The 23,895-nt window shown below is 59.9% G+C and carries 19 protein-coding genes; 8 read left to right on the top strand and 11 right to left on the bottom strand.

Annotation, left to right across the window (positions count from 1 at the left end; all coding sequences use genetic code 11):
* The first annotated feature begins 3 nt into the window (after positions 1 to 3).
* The 4 genes from BM132_RS16860 to BM132_RS16845 all read left to right on the top strand — a co-directional run bounded on the left by BM132_RS16860 (position 4) and on the right by BM132_RS16845 (position 5,100).
* Entirely contained in the window at positions 4 to 1,359 is a 1,356-nt protein-coding gene (locus tag BM132_RS16860) for an FAD/NAD(P)-dependent oxidoreductase (RefSeq protein WP_092457029.1), read from the top strand.
* Positions 1,356 to 2,471 (top strand): NAD(P)/FAD-dependent oxidoreductase, encoded by a 1,116-nt coding sequence (locus BM132_RS16855; protein ID WP_092457026.1) that lies wholly within the window; start codon positions 1,356 to 1,358, stop codon positions 2,469 to 2,471. Before BM132_RS16860 ends, BM132_RS16855 begins: the two co-directional genes overlap by 4 nt.
* A gap of 18 nt (positions 2,472 to 2,489) precedes the next feature.
* Positions 2,490 to 3,551, top strand: coding sequence for an ABC transporter substrate-binding protein (locus tag BM132_RS16850; protein WP_092400595.1), 1,062 nt, complete (start codon positions 2,490 to 2,492; stop codon positions 3,549 to 3,551).
* 193 nt (positions 3,552 to 3,744) lie between these two features.
* Positions 3,745 to 5,100, top strand: coding sequence for a leucine-rich repeat-containing protein kinase family protein (locus BM132_RS16845; protein WP_092457023.1), 1,356 nt, complete (start codon positions 3,745 to 3,747; stop codon positions 5,098 to 5,100).
* Here BM132_RS16845 and BM132_RS16840 read toward each other — a convergent pair.
* Positions 5,097 to 5,801, bottom strand: a complete 705-nt coding sequence (locus tag BM132_RS16840) for a YebC/PmpR family DNA-binding transcriptional regulator (protein WP_092457019.1) — start codon at positions 5,799 to 5,801, stop codon at positions 5,097 to 5,099. The two genes, BM132_RS16845 and BM132_RS16840, sit on opposite strands and share 4 nt — an antisense overlap.
* A 220-nt stretch (positions 5,802 to 6,021) precedes the next feature.
* Between BM132_RS16840 and BM132_RS16835 the strand changes: the two genes are divergently transcribed.
* Positions 6,022 to 7,428 carry a type VI secretion system Vgr family protein gene (locus BM132_RS16835; protein ID WP_092457015.1) on the top strand — a complete coding sequence of 469 codons (1,407 nt, stop codon included), beginning with the start codon at positions 6,022 to 6,024 and terminating at the stop codon, positions 7,426 to 7,428.
* A 106-nt stretch (positions 7,429 to 7,534) separates the two neighbouring features.
* A complete protein-coding gene (locus BM132_RS16830) occupies positions 7,535 to 8,083 on the top strand; it encodes a cytochrome b (protein WP_092457012.1) in 549 nt (182 codons plus the stop codon).
* 6 nt (positions 8,084 to 8,089) lie between these two features.
* On the opposite strand, the gene BM132_RS16825 is transcribed toward BM132_RS16830, so the two are convergent.
* Both BM132_RS16825 and BM132_RS16820 read right to left on the bottom strand, forming a co-directional pair.
* Positions 8,090 to 8,998, bottom strand: a complete 909-nt coding sequence (locus BM132_RS16825) for a 1-aminocyclopropane-1-carboxylate deaminase/D-cysteine desulfhydrase (protein ID WP_092457009.1) — start codon at positions 8,996 to 8,998, stop codon at positions 8,090 to 8,092.
* 191 nt (positions 8,999 to 9,189) lie between these two features.
* Positions 9,190 to 11,229, bottom strand: a complete 2,040-nt coding sequence (locus tag BM132_RS16820; protein WP_092457007.1) for an oxidoreductase — start codon at positions 11,227 to 11,229, stop codon at positions 9,190 to 9,192.
* Between the two features lie 207 nt (positions 11,230 to 11,436).
* Here BM132_RS16820 and BM132_RS16815 point away from each other — a divergent pair, with 207 nt between their 5' ends.
* Both BM132_RS16815 and BM132_RS16810 read left to right on the top strand, forming a co-directional pair.
* Positions 11,437 to 12,567 carry a carbon-nitrogen hydrolase family protein gene (locus tag BM132_RS16815; RefSeq protein ID WP_092457004.1) on the top strand — a complete coding sequence of 377 codons (1,131 nt, stop codon included), beginning with the start codon at positions 11,437 to 11,439 and terminating at the stop codon, positions 12,565 to 12,567.
* A gap of 4 nt (positions 12,568 to 12,571) precedes the next feature.
* Positions 12,572 to 13,609 (top strand): AraC family transcriptional regulator, encoded by a 1,038-nt coding sequence (locus tag BM132_RS16810; protein ID WP_092457001.1) that lies wholly within the window; start codon positions 12,572 to 12,574, stop codon positions 13,607 to 13,609.
* A 41-nt stretch (positions 13,610 to 13,650) separates the two neighbouring features.
* Here BM132_RS16810 and BM132_RS28490 read toward each other — a convergent pair whose 3' ends face one another.
* The 8 genes from BM132_RS28490 to tig all read right to left on the bottom strand — a co-directional run bounded on the left by BM132_RS28490 (position 13,651) and on the right by tig (position 23,571).
* On the bottom strand, positions 13,651 to 13,797 hold the full coding sequence (locus tag BM132_RS28490; RefSeq protein WP_171061343.1) for a hypothetical protein: 147 nt from the start codon (positions 13,795 to 13,797) through the stop codon (positions 13,651 to 13,653).
* A gap of 116 nt (positions 13,798 to 13,913) precedes the next feature.
* Positions 13,914 to 14,834 (bottom strand): DUF2242 domain-containing protein, encoded by a 921-nt coding sequence (locus BM132_RS16805; protein WP_092456998.1) that lies wholly within the window; start codon positions 14,832 to 14,834, stop codon positions 13,914 to 13,916.
* A gap of 221 nt (positions 14,835 to 15,055) precedes the next feature.
* Entirely contained in the window at positions 15,056 to 16,927 is a 1,872-nt protein-coding gene (locus BM132_RS16800) for a SurA N-terminal domain-containing protein (RefSeq protein ID WP_092400574.1), read from the bottom strand.
* A 225-nt stretch (positions 16,928 to 17,152) separates the two neighbouring features.
* Positions 17,153 to 17,428 (bottom strand): HU family DNA-binding protein, encoded by a 276-nt coding sequence (locus tag BM132_RS16790; protein ID WP_047228496.1) that lies wholly within the window; start codon positions 17,426 to 17,428, stop codon positions 17,153 to 17,155.
* 148 nt (positions 17,429 to 17,576) lie between these two features.
* The gene (lon, locus tag BM132_RS16785; RefSeq protein WP_092400572.1) at positions 17,577 to 19,973 is read right to left on the bottom strand and encodes an endopeptidase La; all 2,397 of its coding nucleotides are present in this window, start codon (positions 19,971 to 19,973) and stop codon (positions 17,577 to 17,579) included.
* Positions 19,974 to 20,134: 161 nt separating this feature from the next.
* The gene (gene clpX, locus BM132_RS16780) at positions 20,135 to 21,418 is read right to left on the bottom strand and encodes an ATP-dependent Clp protease ATP-binding subunit ClpX (RefSeq protein WP_047228498.1); all 1,284 of its coding nucleotides are present in this window, start codon (positions 21,416 to 21,418) and stop codon (positions 20,135 to 20,137) included.
* 107 nt (positions 21,419 to 21,525) lie between these two features.
* Positions 21,526 to 22,167, bottom strand: a complete 642-nt coding sequence (clpP, locus tag BM132_RS16775; protein WP_003183177.1) for an ATP-dependent Clp endopeptidase proteolytic subunit ClpP — start codon at positions 22,165 to 22,167, stop codon at positions 21,526 to 21,528.
* Positions 22,168 to 22,260: 93 nt separating this feature from the next.
* Complete coding sequence (gene tig / locus BM132_RS16770) at positions 22,261 to 23,571, bottom strand: trigger factor (RefSeq protein ID WP_092456995.1); 1,311 nt, start codon at positions 23,569 to 23,571, stop codon at positions 22,261 to 22,263.
* Between the last annotated feature and the right edge of the window lie 324 nt (positions 23,572 to 23,895).

Genomic DNA, 23,895 nt, shown 5'->3' with positions numbered 1-23,895 from the left:
GCTATGAAACCGGTAGCCATCATCGGGGCCGGCCCGGCGGGTATCCGCGCCGCCCAGACCCTGGTCGCCCACGGCGTTTACCCCATTCTTCTGGACGAAGCCGCACGCGGTGGCGGACAGATCTATCGGCGACAACCGGCCAACTTCAAACGCTCGCCAGCCAAGCTGTATGGCTTTGAGGCGCACAAAGCCAGCGCCCTGCACCAAACCTTCGACGCGTTGCGCGAACAGCTCGATTACCGGCCAGACACACTGGTGTGGAACGCCGAGGCCGGCCTGCTGGATACCTTGCATGAGGGCCGCGCCGCGCGCCTGGATTACTCCCGGGTGATCGTCGCAACGGGCGCCACTGACCGAATCCTTCCCGCTCCGGGATGGACCCTGCCGGGCGTGTACAGCCTGGGCGCGGCGCAGATCGCCCTGAAATTCCAGGGGTGCGCCATCGGTGAACGAGTGGTGTTCGCCGGCAGCGGCCCGTTGCTTTATCTGGTGGCTTATCAATACGCCAGAGCCGGTGCCAAGGTGCTCGCGGTACTCGACAGCTCGCCCTTGAGCGCCCAGGCCCGCGCCCTGCCCGGCCTGCTGGCTCAGCCGGTCACACTGGCCAAGGGGCTCTACTATCGTGCCTGGCTGACCAGCCACGGCATTGCTGTGCATCAAGGTGCGAGCCTGTCGCGTATCGACGGAGAAAGGCGCGTCCAGTCATTGCAGTGGCGCACCACAAAAGGCCTGCAATCGCTCGACTGCGACGCGGTGGCCTTCGCCCACGGCTTGCGCAGCGAAACCCAACTGGCTGACCTGCTGGGCTGCGAATTTTTCTGGAGTCACCTGAACCGCGCCTGGCTGCCACAGCGCGACCCTGCCGGTCGCAGCAGCGTGCCAGGGGTCTACCTGGCAGGCGACGGCGCTGGAATCATGGGGGCCGACGCTGCGGAGATAGCCGGCGAACGTGCAGCCCTGGCCTTGCTCGAAGACCTCGGCTACCTCGTCGACCCGCAGCGTTGCGCCCAACTGGAACAATCCCTGGAGCGCATCGGCCGTTTCCGACAGGGCTTGGAGCGCGCCTTTGTCCTTCCCACGGATTGGGCCGCCCACGCCGCTGACGACCTGATGATCTGCCGCTGCGAAGAGGTCAGCGCCGGCGAGATCCGCCAGGTAGTGGGCGAAGGCCATTGGGAAATCAACCGGGTCAAGGCCCATTGCCGGGTCGGCATGGGGCGTTGCCAAGGCAGAATGTGCGGCGCGGCAGCGGCGGAAATCATTGCCAGCGAGAGCGGGCGTCCGGTCGGCGAAATCGGCCGGATGCGGGCACAGGCACCGGTCAAGCCCCTACCGTTTGGCCTGGAGGTCGAGCCATGATCGAAGTGGACGTCGTGATCATTGGCGGCGGTATCGTCGGGGCCTCGGCCGCGCTGTTCCTGAGCAAAGCCGGACGCCGGGTGGCATTGCTGGAGAGAGACTTCTGCGGTTCGCACTCCAGCGGCGTGAACTACGGCGGCGTACGGCGCCAGGGTCGACCGTTGTCACAACTGCCGCTGTCGCAACGGGCCCATGAAATCTGGAGCCAGTTGCCACAGTTGATCGGCATCGACGGGGAATACCAGCGCAGCGGTCACCTGAAATTGGCCCGCAGCCCCGACGACTTGCGAGCCCTGCACGACTATGCCGCCAACAGCCAGGGCTTCGGCCTTGATCTGCAACTGCTGGACCGTGACCAGTTGCGCGTCCGCTTCCCATGGGTCGGTGCAGTTGCAGTCGGAGCATCCCTCTGCCCGGACGACGGCCACGCCAACCCGCGACTGGTATCCCCGGCATTTGCCCAAGCGGCCCGCAGGCATGGCGCACAGGTCTTTGAACAATGCGCAGTCAGTCATGTGGAGCATGACGGCCAGCGCTTTGGTGTGCGTACCGAAACGGGCCTGGTGCTTCAGGCTCCCTGGCTGCTGAACTGCGCGGGCGCCTGGGCGAGCCATTTTGCCGGGCAATTTGGCGAAGCGGTGCCCATGCACGCCGGACATCCAGCGATGCTGGTCACTGAGCCATTGCCCTTGGTGATGGATGCCAGCACCGGCGTGGAGGGCGGCGGTATCTACGCCCGTCAGGTCGCCCGCGGCAATTGCGTGCTGGGGGGCGGCCAGGGTTTCGCCCTGGACGATGCCCGCGCCCGACCCGGCCAGAACGCAGTGATCGACATCCTGCGCCAAGCCGTCGAGCTCTACCCTTTTTTGGAGGGTGCCCAAGCGATTCGCACCTGGAGCGGCACCGAAGGTTACCTGCCCGATCGCCAACCGGTGATCGGCCACAGCAGCATCCAACCCGGCCTGTTGCATGCGTTCGGCTTTGCCGGCGCAGGTTTTCAGATCGGTCCCGCGGTGGGCCAGGCGCTCACCGAAATCATCTGCTGCGGCGCGTCAAAAACGTCGCTGGATGCGTTTTCAATCACCCGGTTTCACTCCATCTCCGTTGCTTGATAGAGGAAGGTCGCGCCAATGAATAACGTCAAACGCAGTGCATTGTTCGGTTTCTGCTCGTTGGGTTTCTCCTGCCTGGGCGCCCTGCTCCCGGTCAGCCAGGCGCTGGCCGAGACGACGCTTTATCTGGGCATGAACGGTGGGACCATGGAGCGGCTTTATGCCGACAAGGTCTTGCCGGCCTTCGAAAAAGCCAACAACGTCAAAGTGGTGATCGTGCCCGGCACCTCCGCCGATATCCTGGCGAAAGTCCAGGCCAGTAAAGGCAACCCGCAAATGCACGTGATGTTCCTCGATGACGGCATCATGTACCGCGCCATCGCCATGGGGCTGTGCGACAAGCTCGAAGACAGCCCGCCCCTGGCGCAGATTCCGACCAAGGGCCGCATCAAGGATCAAGCCGTGGCCGTCAGCCTCGGTGTCACGGGACTGGCCTACAACACACGGTTGTTCAAGGAAAATGGCTGGAGCGCGCCCACCTCCTGGATGGACATGGCCGATCCGCGCTTCAAGGACAAACTGGTATTCCAGTCCCTGGCTTCCTCGACCTTCGGCCTGCACGGTTTCCTGATGTTCAACCGGATCCAGGGCGGCAGCGAAGCCGACGTCGAACCGGGCTTCAAGGCCTGGCCAAACACCGTCGGACGCAACGTGCTGGAATATATCCCGAGCTCCGCGAAGATTTCCGAAATGCTGCAAACCGACGAAGCCGCGCTATTCCCGTTGACGCCTACCCAAGTGACCGCGCTCAAACTCAAGGGCATGCCGGTCGAGTACGCGCAACCCAAGGAAGGCGCGGTGGTGCTTAACGTCGCTGAGTGCGCCATTGCCCAGAACACCCAGCCTGAACTGGCGCAAAAGCTCGCCGCCTTCCTGCTCACGCCCCAAGCCCAGGCCATTGCCCTGGAAGAAGGCGACCAGATCCCGTCCAACCCCACCACCCCCACCACTGACAAAACCCGCGGCCAGGTAGAGGCGATGAAGCAGTACCTGGAAACGGCCATTGCGGTGGATTGGGACCAGGTCAACGAGCAACGCCCGGCCTGGAACGCGCGCTGGAACCGCAGCGTCGAACGCTAGACACGTTTGTGGGAGCAAGGCTTGCCCGCGATGAAAGCAACGCGGTCTGCGAGAAAGCGAGGTGCCTGCATCGCGGGCAAGCCTTGCTCCCACAGATAAATCCCTCGCCAAAGGGTTTTGTGTTGGGCTGATTATTGGTTAACTGTCTGGCCTCGGGCGCTACGCCCGCCCCTTGATCAGCAGCGAACCTCTCATGCACACCCTCGCTCAACTGCGCGCCGGCCAGCTATCGGGCATCAAACGGCTGGATCTGTCCTGCGGCCTGACGCAGTTCCCCCGGGAAATCTTCGACCTGGCCGACTCGCTCGAAGTCCTCAATCTCAGCGGCAACCAGTTGACTGCGCTGCCCGATGATCTGCATCGGCTGACCCACCTGCGGGTGTTGTTCTGCTCGGACAACCACTTCATTGAATTGCCCGAATGCCTGGGCCGCTGCGCGGCATTGACCATGGTCGGTTTCAAGGCCAACCGCATCGAACGTGTGCCCGGCGCTGCCCTGCCGCCCCTATTGCGCTGGCTGATCCTGACGGACAACCGCATCAGTCAGCTACCGCAAGAGCTCGGCCAACGCCCGTTCTTGCAAAAGCTCATGCTCGCCGGCAACCGATTGCGGCAGTTGCCCACGAGCCTGGGGCAGTGCCATCGTCTTGAACTGCTGCGCATCGCCGCCAACCAACTGACCGAGCTGCCGCAATGGTTGCTGGAATTGCCAAGCCTGAGCTGGCTGGCCTATGCCGGCAACCCGCTGGAAACCCAGGCCAATGCCGACATCCTGGCTGGGACGACGACCATCGACTGGTCGCAACTTTACGTGCACCAACAATTAGGCGAAGGCGCTTCGGGGGTGATTCATCAGGCGCTGTGGCAGCCCCCGGGCCAGATAGCACGAAACGTTGCGCTCAAGCTGTACAAAGGCCAGATGACCAGCGATGGCTCCCCCTTGCATGAAATGCACGCCTGCATCACCGCAGGTCGTCATCCGAACCTGATCGACGTGCTGGGCCAGATCAATGGGCACCCCGAGCAACAGGCCGGGCTGGTGATGGAGCTGATCGAGCCCAGCTACCGCAACCTGGCGGGGCTGCCGAGCCTGGCGTCCTGCACCCGCGACGTGTATGCCGACGCACTGCATCTAAGCGCTCCCGCGGCCTTGCGCATCGCCCTGGGCATCGCCTCGGTGGCGGCGCACCTGCACCGCCAGGGCATCACTCACGGCGATTTGTACGGGCACAATATTCTGTGCAATGACCAGGGCGATTGTCTGTTGGGCGACTTTGGCGCGGCGTCGTTCCACGCCACTGCCGACACGGTGCAAACCCGTGCGCTACAACGCATCGAAGTGCGGGCGTTCGGGATTCTATTGGGGGAGTTGCTGGCGCGGATCGAACCGGGGCTCAGTGCTGAGGGACTGGCAACGTTGCAGGATCTGCAGGCGCGCTGCTGTCAGCCGCAAGTGCTGGGGCGACCGGGGTTTGAGGAGATTGAAGGCTTACTGCGCGACTGTGGTGAGGGAGCAAGCTCCCTCACCACAGGGGGTTGTAGTGCTTAACCGGCCAACCCGACAAACATGTCCTGCACGTCGTCGTGATTGTCCAGGCCCTCAAGGAACGCCTCGACTTCGGCCATCTGCTCGTCCGTCAGGCCGCTGACCGGGTTTTTCGGCTGGTAGCCGAGCTTGGCGGACAGCACGGTGAAACCTTGCTCCGGCAGCGCCTTCTGCACCGCATCGAGGTCGGAGGGATCCGTGAGGAACAGCGTCGCGCCGTCTTCGCCCGGTTCGAAATCCTGGGCACCGGCTTCGATAGCGGCCATTTCCGGATCGGCGTCCGGGCTGTCCGGGGAGGCCTCGACCATACCGACATGGTTGAAGTCCCACGCAACCGAACCCGAGGCACCCAATTGGCCCTTGCGAAACGCAACGCGAATCTCGGCGACGGTGCGGTTGATGTTATCGGTCACGCATTCGACGATCAGCGGCACCTGATGCGGTGCGAAGCCTTCGTAGGTCACACGATGGTATTGCACGGTTTCGCCGAGCTGGCCGGAGCCTTTCTTGATCGCGCGCTCCAGGGTCTCGCGGGGCATCGAGGCCTTTTTCGCCTGCTCGACCACCAGTCGCAGATGCGCATTGGTGGCAGTGTCAGCGCCGTTGCGCGCGGCAATGGTGATTTCCTTCACCAGCTTGCCGAAGATCTTGCCCTTGGCGTTGGCAGCCGCTTCTTTGTGTTTAACCTTCCACTGTGCGCCCATTACTCACTCTCTTGTCTGTCGCGCCGAGACATCTGCTGGCCGGCGCTGTGGCGCAAGTTTATACGGCCTAAACCGGCTGATCGACCAAAAAATCACCGCCGATGAATCAACATTTCCCCGACGTGCTGTAGGGAGTTTCTGAAATGGCGATTTGGCCCCCCCTTTCCTCCTACGGTTTCGTACTCTCGTGAACTTATCTCCCCAGCCAGTAAGAACCGCGATGCGCAACGAATCGGAAAGTCCTTTCAGCCTGACCCTCACGCAAAGCGATTTGCGCCTGCAAGTCCTGAGGTTTAACGGTCGCGAAGCGCTCAACCAGCCCTACCGTTTCGACCTTGAATTGATCGGGCTGTCGCCGCCGATCAATCCCGACACGTTGCTGGACCAGCCCGCCTTCCTGCGACTCGATGGCGAATCCGGCGTGCATGGCGTTGTGCACAGCGTCGGCGTGACGAGCCATGCCCCACACCGCATCGGCTATCGCTTGACGCTGGTGCCGTACCTCCAGCGCCTGGAACAGGGCCCACGGCGACGGGTTTTCTACCGGCTCAGCGCTGTGCAGATCCTGCATCGACTGCTGGAAGACAATGCTCTGCCGGCCCACAGCTACCGCTTTGAACTGCCCCATGGACAGTACCCGTGCCGCCCGTTCTGTATCCAGTACGAGGAGAGCGACCTGGAGCTACTGCACCGGTTGTGTGAAGAAGAAGGCATTCATTACCACTTCGAACACACCGTTCATGGCCATGTCCTGGTGTTCGCCGAAGACCCGAAAAGTTTTCCCGCCCGTCCGGTCGAACTGAACCTGCGCCCCGATCCCGGCCAGCAACCAGCCATCAGGCAGGTGTACCAGCGACACCGCACAATGACCCATGGCCTGCCGGTCGGCTTCAGTGATCGCGACACAAGCCAAGCCGGGGACAGCGCGGCCAATCACGCCTTCGAAGGTGAAAATCACGAGACGATACGCAGCAATCCGACGTTGGCTCATCGTTACCAGGCCGGCCGCCGCAGACTTGAGCGGCTGCGCTGTCGACAGCGGGAGATCCAAGGCCATAGCCACCAACCCTTCCTGCGCAGCGGCCATATCGTGCAGATCAGTGAACACCCGGAGTCCACCTTCAACGACCAGTGGCTGATCACCGATATCCAGCATCGCGGGCGGCAATTTTCCATCCTTGAAACCAACCTGTCGCCCACACCGGCGACCCGCGATTACCGCAACCGGTTTTCGGCCATCCCATGGTCCACCGTATTCAGGCCGGCCCTCAAGCATCCAAGACCCTGCATCCCCGGCTATCACCTGGCATACGTACTCGACCCTGGCGATCAGCCGACAAGCCCCGATCAACGCGGCCGTGTCACTGTCAGCCTGTGGACCCCGGATAACGAAGGCATCACGTTGCCGGTGTCACGCCTGACGCCGAACGCCGGCCCCGCCCTGAGGACCGGCAGCGTAGTGCTGGTGAGCTTTCTCGATGGTGACCCCGACCGACCGGTGCTGTGCCTGGGGGTAGGCGATGTTGGCGGTGCGCAGCCGGCTACGCAGGCGAAACCGGTGCAGGGCCAACGAGACACCAGGCTGCTATTGGACTGGCTCTTGAATCCGCCAGACCTGACACCCTGATACTGGCGAAAATGATCTGGCTCAAGCGACGCCAACAAAACGGACTTACAGTAAGCGCGCAACGCCGCTCAAGACGGTGATCTACCTGATGACTGGAGATACCTGCATGCCCTGGAAAAGCTCGGATATCCGCTACAGTACCGCCACGGTCGCCCTGCATTGGCTGATGCTGATTCTACTGGCCGTGGTTTATGCCTGCATCGAACTGCGAGGGATATTCCCCAAGGGCAGTGACGGTCGGACCCTGATCAAAGAAGCTCACTTCATGCTCGGCCTGACCGTGTTTGTGCTGGTCTGGCTACGCCTGTTCGCCCGCAGCATGGGGAAGGCTCCAGCCATCTTTCCAGCCTCGCCTGCCTGGCAGACCTTCCTTGCCCACCTGATGCACGGGGCGCTGTATCTGTTCATGATCGCCATGCCATTGCTGGGGTGGCTGATCACCAGTGCCGAAGGGCATCAGGTGATGTTCTATGGTTTCGACTTGCCGCTGCTGATCGATCAGGACAAAGACTTTGCCAAACAACTGGAGGGCTGGCATGAGTTGGGGGGCACCATTGGCTACTGGCTGATTGGCCTGCATGCCCTGGCGGGGCTGTACCATCACTACATCGTGCGCGATAACACCCTGCTGCGGATGATGCCCAAACGCGGTTGACGCTGGTTATTCAAACCCTCGGCGGCCTTGCAAGCCGCCGGTGTGAACGAAAATCAAGCGGGTGCCGCGGGCAAACTGTCCGGCCTCGACCCGGGCCTTGAGCAGCATCAACGCCTTGCCGGTATACAGCGGCTCCAGTTCGATAGCGCCAGAGGCGTGGATGAAGGCGACGAGTTCGGCATCGACCCGGGCGAACCCGCCACGGCTGCCATCGAACAACTCATAACGCGGGTTGCAAAGACCTGCCTGCTCTACGATGCTTTCGACCTGTTGCGCCACGCCGTGATTCGGAGGCACAGCCAACACGCCGTAGACCGAGTGCTCCCCCGCTTCAGCCACCACCAGCCCCGCCAGGGAGGTCCCGGTACCGCAGGCCAGCCACCAGCCGTCATAATCCACCCAACCCAACGCCGCCAATTGTTCACGGGCCCCGGCCACCCAATCCATGCAACCCTGCGCGCCGGACAATCCTGAACCGCCCTCGGGCACCGGATGCAGGTGCGGGTATTGCGCCTGCCAGGGTTGCCAGAAATCCGCGGCGTGCCGCCCTCGGTATCCGCCATAACCCAGCCAGTGCAGATCCATGCCGAACGCTTTGAGGTCAAGGACCGTCGGCGTTTCCTGGGGATGACCGCGCAGCAGCCCGACCGTTGGGAACCCGAAGCGCTTGCCAGCCGCTGCCAGCGCATGCAGATGGTTGGAATAGACACCGCCCAGGCTCATGATCCCCTGGGCACCGGTCTCATGGGCAGCGCGCACATGGTGAACCAGCTTGAACCACTTGTTGCCGCTGATCAGGGGGTCAATCTGATCCAAACGCAGCACCGCCACTTCAACTCCGGCACGGGCGAGCCAGCCCAGATGAAGGCGTTCCAGGCGGGGTTGGGGGCGCCAGTCGAGGCAGGAAAGCAACATTGCAGCAGGCCGGATGGGAAGATGCCGGCATCTTAACAGCTAAGGTGCGGATGACCTCAGCGTCTGTGCTCATTGCAACCCCTTGTGGGAGCGAGCCTGCTCGCGATGGCGATGGGTCAGTAAACGCTCATGCAACTGACTAACCGCAATCGCGAGCAGGCTCGCTCCCACAGTGGATTCAGTTCGGTCTCTTACAACTGCGCCGCCAATCGCGAACCCTGATTGATCGCCCGCTTGGCATCCAGCTCTGCCGCCACGTCGGCACCGCCAATGAGGTGGACGGTTTGCCCGGCATCTTCCAGACCTTGCTGCAGCTCGCGCAACGGATCCTGGCCGGCGCAGATCACGATGTTGTCCACGGTCAACACCTGCGGCTCACCGGTTTCACCGATGCGAATGTGCAAGCCTTGGTCATCGATTTTCAGGTATTCGACGCTGTTGAGCATCTGCACCTGCTTGTTCTTCAAGCCCGTGCGGTGAATCCAGCCAGTGGTCTTGCCCAGGCCGTCGCCCACCTTGGACTTCTTGCGCTGCAACAGGAACACTTGCCGCGCCGGGGCATGGGGCTCGGCTTTGATACCCGCCACACCGCCGCGCGCCTGGAGCAGGGTATCGATCCCCCATTCTTTCCAGAACGCTTCACGGTCCTGGCTGGTGGCAACCCCTTGGTGGACCAGGAACTCCGACACGTCGAAGCCGATACCGCCGGCCCCGATCACTGCGACGCTGCGGCCCACTGGCTTGCGCTCCAGAATCACATCCAGGTAGCTGAGGACCTTGGCATGCTCCACCCCAGGAATCGCCGGCACCCGCGGCGCAATACCGGTGGCCAGGATGATCTCGTCAAAACCGCCGGCGACCAATTGCGCCACATCCACCCGCGTGTTGAGACAGAGCTCGACATGGCTGGTCTGCAACTTGCGTTTGAAATAACGCAGGGTTTCGAAGAACTCCTCCTTGCCCGGCACCCGCTTGGCGATGTTGAACTGGCCGCCAATTTCGCTGGCCGAATCGAACAGCGTCACCTGATGCCCCCGTTCGGCCGCCACGGTAGCAGCGGACAAACCGGCCGGACCGGCGCCGACCACGGCGATTTTTTTCACCTGGGTGACCGGCAAGTAATTGAGTTCGGTTTCATGGCACGCCCGTGGGTTCACCAGGCAACTGGTGAGCTTGCCGCCAAAGGTATGGTCCAGACAGGCCTGGTTACAGCCGATGCAGGTGTTGATTTCATCCGCGCGCCCGGCGGCAGCCTTGTTGACGAACTCCGGATCGGCCAGGAACGGTCGCGCCATGGACACCATATCGGCGTCGCCTTCGGCCAGGATCTGCTCGGCCACTTCCGGGGTGTTGATGCGGTTGGTGGTGATCAGCGGAATACTCACTGAGCCGCGCAGTTTGGCTGTGACCTTGCTGAACGCCGCCCGCGGAACCTTGGTGGCGATGGTCGGAATCCGCGCCTCATGCCAGCCAATACCGGTGTTGATGATCGTCGCCCCGGCCTGCTCGATGGCTTTGGCCAACTGAACGATTTCATCCCAACTGCTGCCACCTTCCACCAGGTCGAGCATCGACAGGCGAAAGATAATGATGAAGTTGGGACCGACCGCCTCACGCACCCGACGCACGATTTCCACCGGCAGGCGCATGCGGTTTTCATAGCTGCCGCCCCAGCGATCGGTGCGGTGGTTGGTATGGGCCGCCAGGAACTGGTTAATGAAATAACCTTCCGAGCCCATGATCTCGACACCGTCATATTCGGCTTTTTGCGCCAGGACCGAACAGGTGACGAAATCGCTGATCTGTTTCTCGATCCCCTCCTCGTCCAGCTCCTTGGGCTTGAACGGGTTGATCGGTGCCTGGATCGCGCTCGGCGCTACCTGCTTGGGGCTGTAGGCATAGCGCCCGGCGTGAAGAATCTGCATGCAGATCTTGCCACCGGCCTCATGCACGGCACGGGTAACAATCTGGTGCTTGAGGGCTTCTTCCTCGGTGGTCAGCTTGGCCGCGCCGGAGTACACGCCGCCCTCGTCGTTCGGCCCGATTCCGCCGGTGACCATCAGCCCCACGCCGCCACGCGCGCGCTCGGCAAAATACGCCGCCATGCGCTCGAAACCACCGGGTTTTTCTTCAAGGCCCGTGTGCATCGACCCCATCAGGGTGCGGTTGCGCAACGTGGTAAAACCCAGGTCCAGCGGGGCCAGCAGGTGCGGGTAATGAGGGGCGGTCATCGGTAACTCCACAACGGGCGATCACGGAAAAATGTGGAGGCTCTGTGGCTTCCATCGGTCATGCCAAACAGCCTAAGAGCCGGAAGCTGCGTGCTCAATGGCCGTAACTGACAACTTAATGATCCAAATGCGCAACGCCCCTTGGCAACACCCCATCGTGGGCCCTACCCTAGTCAGCGAATCCGCACACGGCCGCTGACTGTTCCCATGCGCAAACTTCTGTACCTGCTGTTGTCACTGGCCTTGATTGCCGCCCTGATCACCTACGCACTGTGGACGGTGGATCGTCCGGCGGGTCATTACCTGTCAGACCTTCGCATCAACCTGGCGGTGAACCAGGGCACCCCCGCCGATCAAGGCAACTTGCTGGGCATCCAGCCCGAACTTTTCCCCACCGACTACCAGAGCCCCAAACGCCTGCACCGCAAACTGGCGGCCTATCTGCAAACCGCTCGTGACCAAGGCTTGCTCAATGACAAAACCGTGGTGGTGTTGCCCGAGCACATTGGCACCTGGCTGATGATCGTCGATGAAAAAGACGAGTTGTATCAGGCCGCGACGTTGAAGGAAGCGATGAACTGGCTGGCGGTCAGCAACCCGCTGGCGTTCATCCGGGCGCTGGTCGGCGCAAAAGGTGACAACCGGCTGGACGATGCTTACCTGCGCATGAAAGCCGACACCATGGCCCGTGACTACCAGGCACTGTTCGGAGGGCTCGCCAAGGAGTTCGGCGTGACGCTGGTGGCCGGCTCCATCGTGCTGCCCGAGCCCAGCGTCAGCGATGGCCAACTGAAAGTTGGCCGGGGCCCGTTGTACAACAGTAGCGTGGTGTTCGGCCGCGACGGTCGGCCGCTGGGCCAGCCACAGCGCCAACAGCATCCCTTGTTCGAACAACAAGGCGTGCTGGGGCCAGACCATCCCGACACAGTCGGTGTCGTCGACACCCCGGCCGGTCGCCTGGGCGTGCTGATCGGCAGCGACAGTTGGTACCCGGTTCATTATCGCCAGCTAAATGAACAGGGTGCGCAACTGGTGGCGGTGCCCGCCTTTGTCAACGGTCGCAATAGCTGGGAAAAACCCTGGAGTGGCTACAGAGGCCTGTCCACACCGAGCGAAGTCAGCCTCAAACCGGGGGAAGTGAGTGAAGGCCAGGCCTGGCATCGCCTGACACTGACCAGCCAGCCGCCCATCAGCCAAGCCAAGGGCGGCGTCAGTGTCTTCCTGCGCGGACAGTTCTGGGACAGCGGCAGCGCCGGGCAGAGTTTCGTCAGCCATAACGGCGAACATTTCGCCGACGGTGAAGCTCGTGGCGCCCGTCTGCTGAATCTGTGGCTGTAACACCATGAAACCGCAACCGATGCGACTGGGAGACTTGTCAGTCAGCTTCGTCCATAGCCTGGCCGACGCGGTTGCCAGCCATGGACACGATCCCCAGCCTTTGCTTGAACAATACGGGCTGGATGCGGCACGCCTGGCCGAGCCTGGGGCTCGTCTGTCGATCCCGCGCTACATGCGCCTGGGGCACGCCGCCATCCAACAGACCCAAGACCCTGCCTTGGGTTTGCGCATGGGCCAACTTAGCCGCTTGAGCCAGGCCGGGCTGGCAGGCGTGACGGCGGCTCAGGCACCGACGGTGCGCGAAGCCGCGCGGTGCTTGATCCGCTTTGAGCCGCTGTACGGCTCCAACTATCGCGGTCAGTCGAGTTTTCATGAAGATGCCCGAGGCGCGTGGCTGCGGTTCTATTCCATCAGTCCCTATAACGCCTACAACCGCTTCGTCGTGGATTCGATCATCGCTGGCTGGCTGGCGCAGCTGTCCTGCGTGAGTGCTGTCGCGTTGCGGGCTGAACGTGTGGAAATCGAGTTCGAAGAACCGGCATACCTGGAGGCCTATCGCGAGCTCGGTGACTGCCCGATCCTGTTCGGTGCCGAACACAATCAGTTGCGCCTGGGGCTCGACAGTCTCGCCCAACGCAACCCCCAACATTGCCCCGGCACCTGGCGACACCTGGTTCAGTTGTGTGAACGGGAGCTGGAGCAATTGACGCGCACCCGCAGCCTGCGCGAGCGCATCATCCAACTGCTGGGACCGTTGCTCAATGGTGGCCGGGAACCCGACCTGGAAGAAGTGGCGACGCGTCTGAAGCTGCCCACCTGGACACTGCGGCGCAAACTGGCCGAAGAAGGCACGCAATTTCGCGCAATCCTCAACGACACTCGCCGCGACCTGGCCATGACCTACATTCGCGACACTGAATTGGCGTTCGGTGAAATCGCGTACCTGCTGGGGTTCGCCTCGGCCGAGGCATTTCAACGCGCCTTCAAGCGCTGGAACAACCAGACTCCGGGCGAGTTTCGGCGCAGTCGTAGAAGCAGTTAAGCTGCAAACTTGCCGCTTATAACGTGTAGCTTGTAGCGGGTTTACAGCTCTGTTGCATCCTCGGCGGGTTCCAGGGGATCAAGCTCATACGCCTGATATTCCAGCAGCTCTTCCTGATAATCATCCATCTTGAATCCTTCCCATAACGTAACGTTGAAACCGATGCCTGATGGCGCTGGAATCAGCATAAAGCCGCTTTATGAACAAAACATGAAGCAAAAGCTTCATGAATTAAACGTAGCACAGCGCTGGGAAATTACTGCGTGCAGGTGTGGCAAGGGATTTCCACCCTTGCCACTGAGCATCAAGAGGCAGGAAGCGGCTGAATCGGCTCGGAAGGGGCCGGCAAGGCGCTGGAGGGTGGCGGTGTAATGGCTGGCGTCGACGACTCTGGCTCGGATGATTCAGGCTCGCTGGGTGCGATGGGCGCGGGCTCTGCCGGCGGCGCGACCGGCTCCGAACTGGCCGGAGAAGTCTCGGCAGGCGCGGGCGTGGCTTCCTCCACCGGCGCAACTGGCGCTGGAGTCGGTTCTGGAGCCGGTTCGGGAGCCGGCACCGGCTCTGGAGCAAGAGCAGGTACAGGCATCGGTGCCGGCTCCGGAGTAGAAACCGGTGACAACGCCGCCGGCGCGACCTGGGGTTCCGGAACGCCAAGCTCAGCCTTGGGTTTTTCGGTTTCTTCCACGGGTTTCTTCGCCTCGGGAGGCAGGAACAACTCCACCAGGGCAAAGAAACGCTCATAGAACTTCGCCGACGACACGGTTTCGCTGGCGACCTTGACCATCGAATCATCGGACGAGCCGATCGGCATCGACACCGATCCCAGCACCCCCACGCCCAAGCTGGCTGAGTTGTTGGTTTTCTTCAGCGCATAACGGTCCTGCAAGGCGTTGGCAAACATGGTCGCACGGTGTCCAGGACCACTGTCTTCAGCACAGACCAGATTGAAGCTGATCTCCATATGGGTTTCGCCGGTCTGCTGAAAACTCTTATGACCGCTGACCAGCTTCGGATCGCTGCTGGTAATGATATAGCCCTGGCTGAGCAATGCCCGACGCCCGGCTTCGCAGGTCGCCGCATCATTCACTGAATAGGAACGCGAGAACGTACCAGAGTCATCGAAGTTTTCATGCTCGTAAATAGCGGTTTTCTTCGACGAGCAACCGGCTGCAGCGGCCAGCACCAGTGCCAGCCCGACGGTGCGCATAGGGAATGATTTGAACATTGAACATCCTGAGGAAAACGATCCGGGGCGTATTGTGCAACAGAACGCTGCCAGGCCGCGTGGCTAATCTTGTCTCAAACGGGTTACAAGTCTACTGGGGGTTATTTGCGGGAAAAAGACGCGAATTCGGTGGAACGACGAAGATACTGCCCGATGCAACAAGCAGACACAAAAAACCCGGCCTTTCGGCCGGGTCGTTGGGGGGCAAACCATCAGAGCACTTAGAAGCGCTCGATGTCCGCCTCACTCTCCAACTGCTTGCGATAGGCAGCGAAGTCCTGCTGACCGACGCGAGAGGCGAGATAACGGCGGTATTGCGCCTTCTCTTCATCGCTCGGCGCCGCTGCTTCGTTCACGCCGTTCAAACGCACGACGACCAGACTGCCGTCGGGCAACGTCACACTGCTGAACGTCGGCTTGTCTTTCGATTCGGGCTTAGGCATCCGGAACAATGCCTGCAGCACCGCCGGGTCGATACCTTCCTGGCTTCGGGTCGCCGCTTCGATGACTTTCCAGTTCTGACCGTCGACAGGTTTGTCCAAGGCCGTCTTGCCATCGCGCAAACCGGCGATCAACTCATCGGCCCGGGTCTTGGCCGCCGCACTGGCATGTTCCTTCGCCAGTTGAGCGCGAATGGCCCCGTCCACGCTTTCCAGTGGCATCTGCTCAGGTTTGCGGTGCTCCTTGGCACGCAACACCACCACGGTTTCCGGGTCCAGCTCAATGGCGGTGCTGTTTGCACCCTCATCCAGTACCTCCGGGCTGAACGCGGCGGTCACCACGGCGCGATTGGCCGCAATCCCTTCCCCACCCTCACGGCCGAACGGCGCCGAAGTGTGGACGGTCAGTTTCAGGTCCTGAGCCGGCTGTGCCAAGTCGGAGGCTTCGAAAGCGGCATCCTCCAGTTGCTTGGTCGCCTCCACGAAACGCTGCTCAACCTGCTGGGTTTTCAGATCGCGGACAAGCTTGTCCTTGAGGCTGGCAAACGTCGGCACTTCAGGCGCTTCAACGCCCAACAACTTGATCAGGTGGAAACCGAAATCGGTACGCACCGGCGCCGATACCTGATCCTTGCTCAACGCATACAGGGCTTTTTCGAACTCCGGATCGTAGACCCCCGGACCGGCATAACCGAGATCGCCGCCGTTGCTAGCAGAACCCGGGTCCTGGGAGAACTCCTTGGCCAACGCCTCAAACGATTCGCCCTTGGCCAAACGAGCCTGAATCTCTTCGATCTTCGCCTTGGCCTGGGCTTCGGTGACCTTGTCGTTCACTTCAATCAGGATGTGCGCAGCACGACGCTGTTCGGACAGATTCGCGATTTCTTTCTGATAGGCCGCTTGCAGGTCTTCATCCTTGACGCTGACCTGATCGAAGAAAGAAGCCTTCTTCAGCTCAAGGTAGTCGATGACCACCTGATCTGGCGTCATGAATTCCTTGGCATGCTTATCGTAGTAAGCCTTGACCTCATCATCGGTCAGTTTCACCGTCGACGAGTCGGCCTGGATATTCAAGGTGGCGAAATCCCGGGTCTGTTTTTCCAGACGGGCGAAGGCCAACACCTGAGCGTCAGTGACAAAACCACTTCCCGCCAGACCTGCGCGCAACTGGCCGATCAGCATCTCCTGAGCCAGCATCTGACGAAATTGCATGCGGCTGTAACCCAACTGGCGGATCACCTGATCGAAACGCTCGGCGCTGAATTTGCCATCGACCTGAAACTCAGGCGTTTGCAGGATCACTTGATCCAGCGCGGCTTCGGAGAAGGCGAATTTCGAATCTTGCGCGCCTTGCAGCAACAGCTTGCGATCGATCAGGCCTTTGAGCGCTGAGTCGCGCAGCATTTTTTCGTCCAGCAACGAAGCGTCGAAATCCTTGCCCAGCTGTTGCATGAGCTGGCGGCGTTGCATGTCGACCGCCTGGCTCAGCTCGTTCTGGCTGATCTCTTCGCCGTTGACCTTGGCTGCGTCATTACTGTTGGTGGTGGCTTGAAAAATGGCATCGAAACCGGTCAACGCCATCAATACGACGATGACCCCGATGATGGTTTTGGCAATCCAGCCTTGTGAATTGTCCCTGATATTCTGCAGCATGCGTCCCCCAGAAACGGTTGAACTTCAAATTTAGGCAACCGTGGAGCGTGGGTAGAATCCGGATAGAAGAAAGGCGCATCCGAGGATGCGCCTTCTCGTAACTGGCGGAGCGGACCGGACTCAAACCCGCGAGTCCTGGCGTGACACACCGGCTACAAACCGGCTGTATGACCGCTCCGCTGCCAAGCCAGGCATGACCCCGACCCGGATAAACTCGATGAAACCTTAGTCGTTAACAGCTTCTTTCAATGCCTTGCCAGCTTTGAAGCCAGGCTTTTTGGCAGCAGGGATTTCCAGCGTTTGGCCGGTCTGCGGGTTGCGGCCGGTACGCGCTGGGCGATCAGTCACGGAGAAGGTGCCGAAACCAACCAGAACTACGGAGTCGCCGGCCTTGAGAGCGCCAGTGACGGATTCGATTACAGCGTCCAGCGCACGGCCAGCAGCAGCTTTCGGGATATCAGCGGATGCAGCGATAGCATCAATCAGTTCCGACTTGTTCACTCTAAGTCCCCTTATATCTATTTGAGATGATTCTAAGTTTTTTTGGTGAAAGCAAAAACGAGTGCTGAATGGCCTACAGACACTTAAGAGCCGCTTTATAACAAGGGCTCTAAAAAACTGTCAAGGAAGCCCCCCAGGCAAATGCGTATTAATGCGTGCTAATTCTTTCCTTAGAGTCAGACTCTCGCTTGTCGTCCTTCGCGACTATCTCCGGAGCCACATCCGGCAAGGGCTCCGGCGCGTATTGCAGCGCAATTTGCAGGACCTCGTCAATCCATTTAACCGGTTTGATCTGAAGATCCTGCTTAATGTTGTCAGGAATCTCCTTCAGATCGCGGACATTCTCTTCAGGAATGATCACGATCTTGATCCCGCCACGGTGAGCCGCCAGCAGTTTTTCCTTCAGGCCGCCAATGGCCAATACCTGGCCACGCAGAGTGATTTCACCGGTCATGGCGACGTCGGCGCGCACCGGAATGCCAGTCAGCGCTGACACCAGGGCCGTGCACATGCCTACGCCGGCGCTCGGGCCGTCCTTGGGCGTAGCCCCTTCAGGCATGTGGATATGGGTGTCGCGCTTCTCATGGAAGTCCAGGGGAATGCCCAGGCTCCGGGCGCGGCTGCGCACCACCGTCAGCGCCGCGGTGATCGATTCGACCATCACATCGCCCAGCGAACCGGTCTTGATCAGTTGACCCTTGCCTGGCACCACCGCCGCTTCAATAGTCAGCAACTCGCCACCGACCTGAGTCCATGCAAGGCCAGTCACCTGACCAATCTGATCCTGCTGTTCAGCGAGGCCGTAGCGGAATTTGCGCACCCCCAGGAAGTGCTCCAGCAGGTCCGCAGTGACCTTGACCGCGAAGCGTTTTTCCAGCGCATGCTCTTTGACCGCCTTGCGGCAGACCTTGGCAATTTGCCGCTCCAGACCACGCACACCCGCCTCGCGGGTGTAGTAGCGGATAATGTCGCGAATCGCTTCCTCGTCAAATTCCAGCTCGCCTTTTTTCAGGCCGTTGGCCTGGATCTGCTTGGGCGAAAGGTATTTGACGGCGATGTTGATCTTCTCGTCTTCGGTGTAGCCCGGCAGACGAATCACCTCCATCCGGTCCAGCAGCGCTGGCGGAATGTTCATGGAGTTGGAGGTGCAGAGGAACATCACGTCCGACAGGTCGTAGTCGACCTCCAGGTAGTGATCGTTGAAATTGTGATTCTGCTCCGGATCAAGCACTTCGAGCAGCGCAGAAGCGGGATCGCCGCGCATATCGCTGCCCATCTTGTCGATTTCATCCAAAAGGAACAGCGGATTGCGCACGCCGACCTTGGTCATCTTTTGAATCAATCTTCCTGGCATCGACCCGATATAAGTGCGGCGATGACCGCGAATTTCCGCTTCATCGCGCACGCCACCGAGGGCCATGCGCACGAATTTACGATTGGTCGCGTGGGCAATCGACTCTGCCAACGATGTTTTACCGACCCCAGGAGGTCCCACCAGGCAGAGTACCGGTCCGCGAATTTTCTTCACGCGCTTTTGCACGGCGAGGTATTCGAGGATACGTTCCTTCACCTCTTCCAGACCGTAATGGTCGGCGTCGAGAATATCCTCGGCGCGGGCCAGGTCCAGACGGACCTTGCTTTGCGCCTTCCAAGGCACCTGAACCAGCCAGTCGATATAGGAGCGCACCACAGTGGCTTCGGCAGACATAGGCGACATTTGCTTGAGCTTGTTCAGCTCGGCCTGGGCCTTGGCAAGTGCATCCTTGGGCAGGCCGGCGGCATCGATGCGCTTTTTCAGCTCTTCGATTTCGTTGTGCCCTTCGTCACCATCGCCAAGTTCCTTCTGAATGGCCTTCATCTGCTCATTCAGGTAGTACTCACGCTGGCTACGTTCCATCTGCTTCTTGACGCGACCACGAATGCGCTTCTCGACCTGCAGCAGGTCGATTTCGCCATCCAGCAATGCCAGCACGTGTTCGACACGGGCAGACAAATCGATGATTTCGAGAATTTCCTGCTTCTGCTCGATCTTGAGGGCCATGTGGGCCGCCATCGTATCGACCAGCCGCCCAGGTTCGTCGATGCTGTTAAGCGACGACAGGACCTCAGCAGGCACCTTCTTGCCCAACTGCACGTATTGTTCGAACTGCGACAAAAGACTGCGGACAAACACCTCAGACTCACGCTCGGGCGCGTCCACTTCGTCGATCAGCGACACTTCGGCCCGGCAATGGCCGTCCACTTCGCTGAAACGCTCGACCGTGCCCCGCTGCTCGCCTTCGACCAGGACCTTGACGGTGCCATCAGGCAGTTTGAGCAGCTGCAGAACGGTTGCAATTGTGCCTACGCGATACAGTGCGTCTTCGCCGGGATCATCGTCAGCAGGGTTTCTCTGCGCCAACAGAAGAATCTGCTTGTCACCCGTCATCGCAGCCTCGAGGGCTTCGATAGACTTCTCGCGCCCCACGAACAGCGGGATAACCATGTGCGGATACACCACGACATCACGCAATGGCAGGAGAGGCAATTCGATGGTTGTCTTCATGATTTCGCCTCTACGGCGGCCACAAGGCCGGAAACAGATGGAAGTAAGCTTGAAACCAAGATGGGGGCAGCCTTGAAAAAAAACAAGCGCAAAGACACGTCTAAAACGCGCAAAAAGCAAAGGGGCCCGAAGGCCCCTTCTTTATTCCGGCACCGGGACGCTTAAGCGTCCGGCGCGGCCTTGGCAGCCGGCTCTTTGTTTTCGTAGATATACAAAGGCTTGGACTTACCTTCTATAACGCTTTCGTCGATCACGACTTTACTCACCTCAGACTGCGAGGGGATCTCATACATCGTGTCGAGCAATACGCCTTCCAGAATCGAGCGCAACCCACGGGCACCGGTTTTACGCTCCAGGGCTCGTTTGGCAACCGATTTCAGCGCGTCGGAACGGAACTCCAGGTCTACACCTTCCATTTCGAACAGCTTGGCATATTGCTTGGTCAGGGCATTCTTCGGCTCGGTCAGAATCTGCATCAGTGCAGCTTCATCCAACTCGTCCAGCGTCGCCAAGACCGGTAAGCGACCCACGAACTCCGGGATCAGACCGAACTTGACCAAGTCATCAGGTTCGACTTCACGCAGCGATTCACCGACCTTCTTACCCTCTTCCTTACTGCGCACTTCGGCGTTGAAACCAATGCCGCCACGGGTGGAACGGTTTTGAATAACCTTTTCCAGGCCGGAGAACGCGCCACCGCAGATGAACAGAATGTTACGCGTGTCGACCTGCAGGAACTCCTGCTGCGGATGCTTGCGACCACCCTGAGGCGGAACGGAAGCCACCGTACCTTCGATCAACTTGAGCAAGGCCTGCTGCACGCCCTCGCCGGAAACATCCCGGGTGATGGACGGGTTGTCGGACTTGCGGGAAATCTTGTCGATTTCGTCGATGTAGACAATACCCATCTGGGCCTTTTCCACATCGTAATCGCACTTCTGCAACAGTTTCTGAATGATGTTCTCGACATCCTCACCCACATAACCCGCCTCGGTGAGGGTGGTTGCATCGGCGATGGTGAACGGAACGTTCAGCAAACGGGCCAGGGTTTCGGCAAGCAGGGTTTTACCCGAGCCTGTCGGGCCGATCAGCAGGATGTTGCTCTTGCCGAGTTCGACCTCGTCATTCTTTTTGTCACGTTGGTTCAGGCGCTTGTAGTGGTTGTACACCGCTACGGCCAGTACCTTTTTCGCGCGCTCCTGACCAATGACATATTGATCAAGGATGCCGCTGATTTCTTTAGGCGAAGGCAACTTATGCGCGCTGCTTTCGGCCTGGGCTTCCTGCACCTCCTCGCGGATGATGTCATTGCACAGGTCGACGCACTCGTCGCAAATGAAGACCGAGGGGCCGGCAATCAATTTGCGTACTTCATGCTGGCTTTTGCCACAGAAGGAGCAATAAAGCAGTTTGCCGTTGTCCTCGCCGTTGCGGGTGTCAGTCATTCGATCGATCCAAATCCGATAGGCTTGCAACACAAGATGAAGGCAATTGCGGGCTTTTTCAAGCCCGCAGGCGGCCGGTCATCCCAACCACCTGCATTTTGAGCGGCTTAGGCAGGCATTTGACGCTTGTTGATCACGGAGTCGATCAGGCCATATTCGGCCGCACGCTCAGCGCTCATGAAGTTGTCACGCTCGGTGTCACGCTCAATGGTTTCGAGGCTTTGGCCGGTATGGTGGGCCAGCAACGAGTTCAGGCGCGAACGAATGTGGAGGATTTCCTTGGCATGGATGTCGATATCCGACGCCTGCCCCTGGAAACCACCCAACGGCTGGTGAATCATCATGCGCGAATTAGGCAGGCAGTGACGCTTGCCCGCTGCGCCACCGGCGAGCAGGAATGCGCCCATGCTGCAGGCCTGGCCGATGCAGATGGTGGAAACGTCAGGCTTGATGAACTGCATGGTGTCGTAGATCGACATGCCTGCTGTCACCGAGCCGCCAGGTGAGTTGATGTACAGATGGATATCCTTGTCCGGGTTTTCCGCTTCAAGGAACAGCAGTTGTGCCGCAACCAGGTTGGCCATGTAGTCTTCAACGGGGCCGATCAGGAAGATGACGCGTTCCTTGAGCAGACGCGAGTAGATGTCATAGGCACGTTCGCCACGGGCGGACTGCTCGATAACCATCGGGACCAGGCCGCCTGCGGCTTGGATGTCAGAGCTCTGCTGATAAAAAGAATTGCGGGACATGTCTCGCAGTCACTCCCAAATAGTTATGTCTTGAATACGCATAAGCCAGCGCGAAGGCTGGCTTATGGGTGTGTATTTCTTACCGCAGAACAATCAATCGGCTTGTGGAGCTTCCACCGGCTTGACCGCTTCTTCGTAAGAGACCGCTTTATCGGTCACGCTAGCTTTCTGCAGAACAGTATCCACAACTTGTTCTTCCAGCACAACCGAACGGACTTCGTTCAGTTGCTGGTCGTTCTTGTAGTACCAGGACACGACTTGCTCAGGCTCTTGGTAGGCCGAAGCCATTTCCTGGATCAGCTCGCGAACGCGGGCTTCGTCAGGCTTGAGCTCGAACTGCTTGACCACTTCAGCAACGATCAGGCCCAGCACAACGCGGCGCTTGGCTTGCTCTTCGAACAGCTCAGCTGGCAGCTGGTCCGGCTTGATGTTGCCGCCGAACTGCTGAACAGCCTGCACACGCAGACGGTTCACTTCGTTGTCCAGCAAAGCCTTTGGCACTTCGATCGGGTTGGAGGCCAGCAGACCGTCCATGACCTGGTTCTTGACCTTGGACTTGATGGCCTGACGCAGCTCACGCTCCATGTTCTTGCGAACTTCGGCGCGGAAACCTTCCAGACCGGTTTCCTTGATGCCGAACTGGGCGAAGAACTCTTCGTTCAGCTCTGGCAGCTTCGGCTCGGAAACGCTGTTGACGGTCACGGTGAACTCGGCAGTTTTACCAGCCAGGTCCAGGTTCTGATAGTCCTCAGGGAAGGTCAGGTTCAGAACGCGCTCTTCGCCGGCCTTGGCGCCAACCAGGCCATCTTCGAAGCCAGGGATCATGCGGCCAGAGCCCAGTACCAGCTGAGTAGCCTTGGCGGAACCACCGGCGAACACTTCACCGTCGACCTTGCCGACGAAATCGATGTTCAGTTGATCTTCGTTCTGGGCAGCACGATCGGCCACTTCGAAACGGGTGCTCTGCTTGCGCAGGATGTCCAGCATCTTGTCCAGGTCGGCATCCGAAACATCGGCACTCAGACGCTCGACGGAGATGGACTCGAAACCGGCAACCGTGAACTCAGGGAATACTTCGAACGTGGCGATGAACTCCAGGTCCTTGCCCTTTTCCAGCACTTTAGGCTCGACGGACGGAGCGCCGGCCGGGTTCAGTTTCTGCTCGACGACCGCTTCGTAGAACGAAGACTGGATCACATCGCCCACAGCTTCCTGACGTGCGTCAGCTTCATAACGCTGACGGATCACGCTCATTGGCACTTTGCCTGGGCGGAAACCTGGGATTTTGGCCTTTTGGGCAGTCTGCTGCAGACGCTTGTTGACCTGAGTCTCGATGCGCTCAGCCGGCACGATGACGCTCATGCGGCGCTCAAGAGCAGAAGTATTTTCAACAGAAACTTGCATGGATATTCCTCGTTGCACAGACGTTGGCCGGGCGTTTCCGACCCCAGAATCAAGGGCATGCATTCTAGTAGGTCAAACTCAAGAAGTCACCCTACTGAAAAAGGGCTGGAAACAGGCGCCGAATTTAGGAGCGGACATACGGTCATGCCTCACCCGGATTGCAAATACAGTCGATCATCGCAAGGCTCTGGGTCAATGCTTCTATATATAGGAGCAGCAAACCCGCACGCCCGGCATCCGGTCTCACGAGGAGACCAACGGGCATGCCGCGCATCATCAGGAAACACAATCGTGACGACCCGGGCACCCCGCACAACCCTGAAC

The organism is Pseudomonas sp. NFACC45 (assembly GCF_900113505.1).
Classification (GTDB): Bacteria; Pseudomonadota; Gammaproteobacteria; order Pseudomonadales; family Pseudomonadaceae; genus Aquipseudomonas; species Aquipseudomonas tehranensis.
The sequence above is the reverse complement of the archived record's forward strand: the minus strand, read 5'-3'. Positions and strand labels throughout refer to the sequence as shown.